Source organism: Ruegeria sp. K3, assembly GCF_056531845.1.
In genome coordinates this window covers 330,767-338,518 of sequence record NZ_JBQFMM010000005.1, presented here as the reverse complement: position 1 = coordinate 338,518, position 7,752 = coordinate 330,767, and the positions used below count along the sequence as shown (strand labels likewise).

The 7,752-nt window shown below is 57.7% G+C and carries 9 protein-coding genes; 6 read left to right on the top strand and 3 right to left on the bottom strand.

Annotated features, from left to right (window positions below; genetic code table 11):
- The 3 genes from ACR0MP_RS12120 to parC form a co-directional block, all read right to left on the bottom strand.
- Window positions 1–91, bottom strand: a 91-nt coding sequence (locus ACR0MP_RS12120) for a GTP-binding protein (protein ID WP_036223564.1), incomplete at its 3' end; no start/stop codon positions are given.
- A gap of 116 nt (window positions 92–207) precedes the next feature.
- Window positions 208–798 carry a hypothetical protein gene (locus ACR0MP_RS12115; protein ID WP_170392584.1) on the bottom strand — a complete coding sequence of 197 codons (591 nt, stop codon included), beginning with the start codon at window positions 796–798 and terminating at the stop codon, window positions 208–210.
- 97 nt (window positions 799–895) lie between these two features.
- Window positions 896–3,244, bottom strand: a complete 2,349-nt coding sequence (parC, locus tag ACR0MP_RS12110) for a DNA topoisomerase IV subunit A (RefSeq protein ID WP_480887941.1) — start codon at window positions 3,242–3,244, stop codon at window positions 896–898.
- A gap of 200 nt (window positions 3,245–3,444) precedes the next feature.
- Here parC and ACR0MP_RS12105 point away from each other — a divergent pair, with 200 nt between their 5' ends.
- From ACR0MP_RS12105 to ACR0MP_RS12080, 6 genes are all read left to right on the top strand, one after another.
- A complete protein-coding gene (locus ACR0MP_RS12105) occupies window positions 3,445–4,086 on the top strand; it encodes an SH3 domain-containing protein (RefSeq protein WP_480761355.1) in 642 nt (213 codons plus the stop codon).
- A gap of 69 nt (window positions 4,087–4,155) precedes the next feature.
- A complete protein-coding gene (locus ACR0MP_RS12100; protein WP_170392586.1) occupies window positions 4,156–4,983 on the top strand; it encodes an SDR family NAD(P)-dependent oxidoreductase in 828 nt (275 codons plus the stop codon).
- Window positions 4,984–5,062: 79 nt separating this feature from the next.
- Window positions 5,063–5,263 (top strand): twin transmembrane helix small protein, encoded by a 201-nt coding sequence (locus ACR0MP_RS12095; protein WP_170392587.1) that lies wholly within the window; start codon window positions 5,063–5,065, stop codon window positions 5,261–5,263.
- Window positions 5,264–5,266: 3 nt separating this feature from the next.
- Window positions 5,267–5,839, top strand: coding sequence for a cob(I)yrinic acid a,c-diamide adenosyltransferase (locus ACR0MP_RS12090; RefSeq protein WP_480887943.1), 573 nt, complete (start codon window positions 5,267–5,269; stop codon window positions 5,837–5,839).
- 185 nt (window positions 5,840–6,024) lie between these two features.
- Window positions 6,025–6,783: an electron transfer flavoprotein subunit beta/FixA family protein gene (locus tag ACR0MP_RS12085; protein ID WP_170392589.1), complete on the top strand. Its 759-nt coding sequence runs from the start codon at window positions 6,025–6,027 to the stop codon at window positions 6,781–6,783.
- Window positions 6,783–7,712, top strand: a complete 930-nt coding sequence (locus tag ACR0MP_RS12080) for an electron transfer flavoprotein subunit alpha/FixB family protein (protein WP_170402252.1) — start codon at window positions 6,783–6,785, stop codon at window positions 7,710–7,712. Before ACR0MP_RS12085 ends, ACR0MP_RS12080 begins: the two co-directional genes overlap by 1 nt.
- Window positions 7,713–7,752 lie beyond the last annotated feature (40 nt).

Below are 7,752 nucleotides of genomic sequence, written 5' to 3'. Positions count from 1 at the left end.
CTGCGGTCAGCGTGGTCTTGCCGTGGTCAACGTGGCCAATCGTGCCGATGTTGACGTGCGGCTTATTACGCTCAAACTTTTCCTTTGCCATTCCTCAGGCGCCCTTTTTGCAATTTGGGGGACCCTTGGTCCCGTGGTTACATCTGCGCGCGCGAGATATTTGGTTCAGGGGGGAAAATCAAGCACATCCTGAGGGAAATGCATCCATCACGCCGGATTTTGTGTGACAGCTTCGGTTTCAAGCGGCTGGATCAAGCTGGGGCGCTTGTCAAACCAGCCATCATCCTTGTGCTCTTCGGCCAGCCATTCCTCAACCCGGTCGGCAACCTTCAAGGCCAGACCGTTCATCTGTTCTTCTCGGGTGCGCGCATTTCCTGATCCAGTAAGTGCGCTTTCACCGGTGGTATCTTCGAGCACCTGAAACTGCTTGCCTTTAGCAAGGAACTCTTTCTTTTCGACGTCATAGACGTTTACCAGAACGATGGCGGTGCTTTTGGGGTTGTAAATCACAGGAATTCCCGGAGGTGCCAACATGTAGCCCTCGAGACTGATGCCAATGTCGTATTCCTGTGAACCTTCATACCGGCCAAGCCTGATGTCCACTGCATTCTGGATCGCTTTGGTCCATTCATCCGGCGTAGCATCCCGCGAAACCGGTCCTTGAACGGCCTTTTCCGCAAAGGCATAATTCACGCGTAGCTTGAATTCACCCAGCGACTCGGGGTCTTCATAAACCTGCGTTTGGGTGCATGCGCCCATCAGGGCCAACCCGGTGATCAGTGTCAGAATGCGCAGCATGTCTCTCGTCTCGATAGGCCTGTTTTCTGTGGATGTAGCGCACCGATACGGGTTGTGCCAAGCCGTATCGGCAGATTTTCACCAAGCGGACAGCATATCAAGAGAACTTGTAATCCCTCGGAAAGCCATAAGGTGCTTTTTTCCCGACACCTGCACGCTTGGCCAGCCATTGGGACATATCCGCCTCGTGCCGGGTTTTGTCGCCGCCCATGGACCATTTCAGGCCCTCTTCCCAGTTAAAGGTGGTGATGTCGGATAACCCACCATCCAGTTCCAGTGTGCCCTGCCGTCCACGCGCCATGTTGTACTTCTGCAAGCGGACACCCTTACCACGGGTCATCTCGGGCAGCTCCTCTGTCGTGAAGACTAGGAATTTCCCGTTCTGCGAGACAACAGCAACATGATCGCCCTCAACCGGCTTACAGATCATCGCCGTCTCGTCTCCTTTGACGTTCAGCACCTGTTTGCCATTCCGGGTCTGCGCCAGAACGTCATCTTCTGGCACCATAAAGCCGTTGCCCGCATCTGAGGCCACGAGCAGCTTGCGCCCCGGTTTGTGGATCAGGATGTCGATAATCTGCGCCTCGTTCGGCAGGTCGACCATCAGACGTAGCGGTTCGCCCATGCCGCGCCCGCCGGGCAGGTTAGCGGCGCTGACGGTATAGAATCGGCCATTTGACGCAAAGACCAGCAGGCGGTCCGTAGTTTCCGCGTGGAAAATGAAACGTGGGCCGTCACCATCTTTGAACTTCAACTCGCGCTTCAGATCGATATGGCCGGTCATTGCCCTGATCCAGCCCATCTGAGAGCAGACGACCGTGATCGGTTCCTTGTCGATCATCGCCTCAAGCGGCACTTCCTCGACCTGACCTGCCTCGGCAAATTGTGTCCGGCGCGTGCCGCCTTCATAGTCTTTGCCAAAGGTCTTCTTGGTCTCTTTGAGTTGCTCGGCGATCTTGGCCCATTGCAGGGCGGGGTCGGCCAGCAGGTCTTCGAGGTTGGCGCGTTCCAGCATCAGTTCGTCACGTTCGCGTACCAGTTCCATCTCTTCCAGACGGCGCAAGCTGCGCAGGCGCATGTTGAGGATCGCATCGACCTGCACCTCGGACAGTTCGCCCTCACCCGGCTTCGGCGAGACGTAATCGGACTCATCGGTTGCGCGGACGTGATCGATGCCCCAATCTTCGCGCATCAGAGCGGCCTTGGGGTCGTCGTCGTAGCGGATGATATCGATCACCCGGTCGAGGTTCAGGAAGGCGACGATAAAGCCCTCCAATACCTCAAGGCGGTGGTCGATCTTGGCCATGCGGTGACGCGACCGCCTGATCAGCACCTCTTGCCGGTGGTCAAGGAACGCGCGCAGCACTTCCTTCATCGAACAGACCTTAGGCGTCACCCCGTCGATCAGCACGTTCATGTTCAGACTGAAACGTACCTCAAGATCCGAGTTGCGATAGAGCATGCCCATCAGCACCTCGGGGTCCACATTCTTGGAACGCGGCTCAAGGATCAGACGGATGTCATCGGCAGATTCGTCACGAACATCGGCAAGGATCGGGATTTTCTTGGTCTGGATCAGTTCCGCGATCTTTTCGATCAGCTTGGATTTCTGAACCTGATAGGGAATCTCGGTGACGATGATCTGCCACTGGCCACGCCCCAGATCTTCAACCTCGTATTTACAGCGCAGCCGGAAGGATCCACGCCCGGTGCGGTAGGCCTGCGCGATATTTTCGGGCGGCTCGACAATGACGCCGCCGGTCGGAAAATCCGGGCCGGGAACGTAATTCAATAGCGTGTCGTCACGCGCATCCGGCGTCTTGATCAGATGCAGACAAGCGTCGCACAGCTCGGAAATATTATGCGGCGGGATATTCGTCGCCATGCCCACCGCGATACCGCTGGCGCCATTGGCCAGTAGATTCGGGAACTGTGCGGGCAACACGACCGGTTCGGTCAGTGTGCCGTCATAGTTGTCGCGGAAATCGACAGCGTCTTCGTTCAACCCTTCCAACAGGGCTTCGGCCACGATGGTCATCCGCGCCTCGGTGTATCGAGAGGCCGCCGGATTATCGCCGTCGATATTGCCAAAATTCCCCTGCCCGTCGACCAGTGGATATCGGACGTTGAAGTCCTGTGCCAGTCGCGCCATTGCGTCGTAAATCGCCGCGTCGCCATGAGGGTGATAGTTACCCATCACGTCGCCAGAGATTTTCGCTGACTTACGGAAACCGCCCGTCGCACTGAGTCGCAACTCGCGCATCGCGTAGAGGATTCGCCGGTGAACCGGCTTCAATCCATCGCGCGCATCTGGCAAAGCGCGGTGCATGATGGTGGAAAGCGCGTAGGTCAGGTAGCGCTCGCCAATTGCGCGGCGCAGCGGCTCGGCTACCTCGCCCCCATTGTCAGGGGTCTCCATATTGGGGTCGTCGATCGTATCGTTCATACATGATGTGATACGACGCAAGCGCGCGCGGGTAAAGCAATCGGCGCATATTTTGCTGGGGACAAGTCGGGCTTTTTGCAACAGGGGGAGGCAAGTATCGGATTTCCCCCGCTTTTCGACTCGAAGCTGAATCTATGGTAGGCTTTCGAACATTAAGACTGCTGCCTTTTATTGATGTTACGATTGCCAGGGGGTGCGCCATGAAGCGTGTTATTGTTATCACTTTCGCCATGCTCGGCTGGAGCTTCTATGTGATGAGCGGGGGCCCGGATTTCGAACCGCGCGGCACCCGCACCGAGCAACCGGTTCGCGTTGCCTCTGTGCCAGAACATGAGCCTGCATCCGACCACGCACCTCAGGCTAAAGACGACCACGCACCTCGGGCTGAAGACCTTGTGACCAACGTTGCCGCGCGCATTGTACAGGCGCGCGCTCAGCCCGAGCCACAAGTAGAGGAGGATGCCGCAGTCGTCCTGTCACAAGTCACCAACGATCCGCTGTCTCAGTTCTCTGCATTTGACGAGAACGGCGTCAGCTTTACTCTGGCTTCGCTTGAAGACGGAGCCGCCGGACTGTTGCAGGTCGAGGCCGAGGTGCAGGATGACATCACACCTGTGAATCAAGTCATCGAGCCCGAGAAAGATATCCGCGAAATCTCGGGCACGCGGGTCAATATGCGCGATGGGCCCGGAACGATTTACCCCATCATCGCCAAAGCCAAACTTGGCCAGCGCGTTGAGGTTCTCAGCGATTCCGGCACCGGCTGGCTGCGTTTGCGGTTATACCCTGATCAGCGGGTGGGTTGGATTTCTGCCTCACTGGTTCGGAAACCAACAAACTGACGCAACTGTGTCATTGTCCTGACCTAAAGCTCGCCATAGCTATGGGCGAAATACACAGGCGGGGGCAATATGCAGAAATCGATTCTGATCACAGGCTGCTCATCCGGGATCGGTCTGGACGCGGCGCACGGGATGCGCGCGCGCGGTTGGCGCGTTTTTGCCTCATGCCGTCAACAGCGTGACTGTGATCGGCTACGGGCACAGGGTTTCGACAGCCCGCTGATCGACTATACCGATTCCGATAGCATTACCTCAGGCCTGCAGCAGGTTTTGGACGCGACCGGTGGCACGCTGGATGCGTTGTTCAACAATGGCGCTCACGGCCTTCCCGGCGCGGTTGAAGATGTCCCAATCGAAGGGCTTCGCCTAATTTTCGAGACCAACGTATTTGGCTGGCACGAACTAACCCGGCAAGTGATTCCCGTGATGCGGGCTCAGGGCCATGGGCGCATCGTGCAGAACTCATCAGTGTTGGGACTGGTCGCATTCCCCTGGCGCGGGGCATACGTCGCCACCAAATACGCCATCGAAGGCCTGACCGATACCTTGCGCCTAGAGCTACGAGACACCGACATCAAGGTCATCCTGATCGAACCAGGCCCGGTCACCTCGAAGATCCGTGTGAACGCGATCCCTGTCTTCGAACGCTTTATTGACTGGAAAAGCTCGGCCCTGCGACAGAGATACGAGGATACGCTGCTGAAACGCCTCTACGAATCCTCCGGACCTGACAAGTTCGAACTGCCTGCCTCGGCTGTTACCGCCAAATTGGCGCATGCGGTTGAATCCAAGCGCCCACGTCCGCGATACTATGTGACGACGCCCACCTATATCGCCGGATATCTGCGCCGTATTCTGCCCACCCGGGCCATTGATCGCATCCTCTCGGACATATGAGGCGAAATTACCTGTTCGCTTTTGCCGCTATCAACGCTAGATGACGGCTCAACAACTGAACAAACACGGACGGTGAGCTATGGACCTGACGATGGTCATACTGCTTCTGGCCATGGCGGCGGTCGTCGTCGTGCTGGTGATGGGCATTGCCAATTTTGGAAAACCCGGCAAAGAAGCCGCGCTGAAAAGCAACAAGCTGATGCGCCTGCGGATCCTGTTTCAGTTCATTGCGGTGCTGCTGATCGTACTTTACGTCTATCTGCGTGGGCAGGGAGGGTAAGGCATGGTCGTTCTCAACAAGATTTACACGCGCACCGGCGATGATGGGAAAACCGCTCTGGGCAATGGTGAGCGCGTTGCCAAATATTCCGGGCGTGTCGCGGCCTATGGCACTGTGGATGAGCTGAATTCCTTTGTCGGCGTGGCACGGACCGAAGCAGTCGGAGAAGTCGAAGCCGCCTTGTCCCGTATCCAGAATGACCTGTTTGATCTGGGTGCCGATTTCTGCCGCCCCGACATGGATAAGGATGCCGAGGCCGACTACCCGCCCCTGCGTATCGTTTCCGCTCAGATCGACCGGCTTGAAGCCGAGATCGACGCGATGAATGAAGCGCTCCAGCCCTTGCGCAGTTTCATCCTACCCGGTGGCTCACGTTTGGCCGCGCATCTGCATGTGTGCAGAACAGTTTCGCGCCGGGCCGAGCGGTTGGCGGTTGAGCTGACAAACATAGAACCGGTCAATGAGGTGGCTGTCAAATACCTCAACCGCCTGAGCGATTGGTTCTTTGTCGCCGCGCGCTGTGCCAACAACGGCGGGCACGATGATGTGCTCTGGATTCCCGGCGCAAACCGGTGATCGCGCCTGCCGTCGGGAAACTAAATTTCGTTTCTGGTCCAAAAAATGACAAAACGCGACGTCTCGAAACCATGACGTGACGATTTTGCTCTGTCGCAGAACATCACGACCCGCTATCTAAGCCAGCGAGAGCATTGGTGGAGTCGCTGCGCGGCTTGCCGTTTTTGTAAGGAGCATACGCAAAAATGAAGGTACTCGTGCCTGTCAAGCGCGTGATTGACTACAACGTGAAAGTTCGTGTGAAAGCGGATGGCAGCGGCGTTGATCTCGCCAATGTAAAAATGTCGATGAACCCGTTCGACGAAATTGCCGTGGAAGAGGCGATCCGCCTGAAAGAGGCGGGCAAGGCCGATGAGGTTGTTGCCGTTTCGATCGGTGTGAAACAGTCGCAGGAAACCCTGCGGACCGCACTGGCCATGGGCGCCGACCGTGCCATTCTGGTTGTCGCGGCGGATGACGTGCATCAGGACATCGAACCGCTTGCCGTTGCCAAGATCCTCGCCAAAGTTGTCGAAGAAGAGCAGCCGGGCATCGTTCTGGCGGGCAAGCAGGCGATCGACAATGACATGAACGCCACCGGTCAGATGCTGTCAGCCCTGCTGGGCTGGAGCCAAGGCACTTTCGCGTCCGAACTGGACATCGAAGGCGACACTGCCAAGATCACCCGTGAGGTTGACGGCGGTCTGCAGACCATCTCCGTCAAAATGCCAACCATCGTGACCGTCGACCTGCGCCTGAACGAGCCGCGCTATGCGTCGCTGCCGAACATCATGAAAGCGAAGAAAAAGCCGCTGGATGAGAAAACCGCCGCCGACTATGGCGTCGACGTCACTCCGCGTCTGGAAGTCGTCAAGACCGAAGAGCCGCCGGCACGTGCTGCTGGTATCATCGTGGGCTCGGTTGATGAGCTGGTCGAGAAACTCAAAGAAGCGGGGGCTGTATAATGGCTGTTCTTCTTCTCGCAGAGGTTAACAATGGTGAGCTGTCGGTTGACGCCACCGCCAAGACCGTAGCGGCTGTCAAATCGCTGGGCGACATCACCGTTCTGGCCGCAGGTGGTTCTGCCGCTGCTGCTGGTGAGGCCGCTGCCAAGATCGATGGCGTATCCAAGGTTCTGGTGGCCGAAGACGCCTCGCTGGGTCATCGCCTGGCGGAATCGACCGCAGCCCTGATCGTGGGGCTGGCCGATGGGTACGAGCATATCGTTGCCCCTGCCACCACCGACGCCAAGAACGTGATGCCGCGCGTTGCAGCCCTGCTGGACGTGATGGTGATCTCGGACGCGTCCGGCGTGGTCGATGCCACCACTTTCGAGCGTCCGATCTATGCGGGTAACGCGATCCAGACCGTGAAATCGAACGACGCCAAGAAAGTCGTGACCATCCGGACCGCCAGCTTCGATGCGGCGGGCGAAGGTGGTTCGGCGGCGGTCGAGACCATCTCGGTCGGCGAAAACCCCGGCCTGTCGTCGTGGGTCGAGGACAAGGTTGCTGAAAGCGACCGTCCTGAACTGACTTCGGCTGGTGTTGTTGTTTCGGGTGGCCGTGGTGTTGGCTCGGAAGACGACTTCAAACTGATCGAAGGCCTGGCCGATAAGCTGGGAGCCGCCGTTGGTGCCTCACGCGCCGCAGTTGACTCGGGCTACGCCCCGAACGACTGGCAGGTGGGTCAGACCGGTAAAGTTGTTGCCCCTGACCTGTATGTTGCAGTCGGCATCTCGGGTGCGATCCAGCACCTGGCGGGCATGAAGGACTCCAAGGTCATCGTTGCGATCAACAAGGACGAAGAAGCGCCGATCTTCCAGGTCGCAGACTTCGGTCTGGTCGCAGACCTGTTCCAGGCCGTCCCGGAACTCACCGAAAAACTCGGCTGATTTCAGACAAAGATTTCTCGACGAAAAATCTTAGAAGGCC

Coding starts and splice junctions, on each gene's coding strand:
- ACR0MP_RS12115 (WP_170392584.1), bottom strand. CDS start 798: ATGCTGCGCATTCTGACACTGATCACCGGGTTGGCCCTGATGGGCGCA.
- parC (WP_480887941.1), bottom strand. CDS start 3,244: ATGAACGATACGATCGACGACCCCAATATGGAGACCCCTGACAATGGG.
- ACR0MP_RS12105 (WP_480761355.1), top strand. CDS start 3,445: ATGAAGCGTGTTATTGTTATCACTTTCGCCATGCTCGGCTGGAGCTTC.
- ACR0MP_RS12100 (WP_170392586.1), top strand. CDS start 4,156: ATGCAGAAATCGATTCTGATCACAGGCTGCTCATCCGGGATCGGTCTG.
- ACR0MP_RS12095 (WP_170392587.1), top strand. CDS start 5,063: ATGGACCTGACGATGGTCATACTGCTTCTGGCCATGGCGGCGGTCGTC.
- ACR0MP_RS12090 (WP_480887943.1), top strand. CDS start 5,267: ATGGTCGTTCTCAACAAGATTTACACGCGCACCGGCGATGATGGGAAA.
- ACR0MP_RS12085 (WP_170392589.1), top strand. CDS start 6,025: ATGAAGGTACTCGTGCCTGTCAAGCGCGTGATTGACTACAACGTGAAA.
- ACR0MP_RS12080 (WP_170402252.1), top strand. CDS start 6,783: ATGGCTGTTCTTCTTCTCGCAGAGGTTAACAATGGTGAGCTGTCGGTT.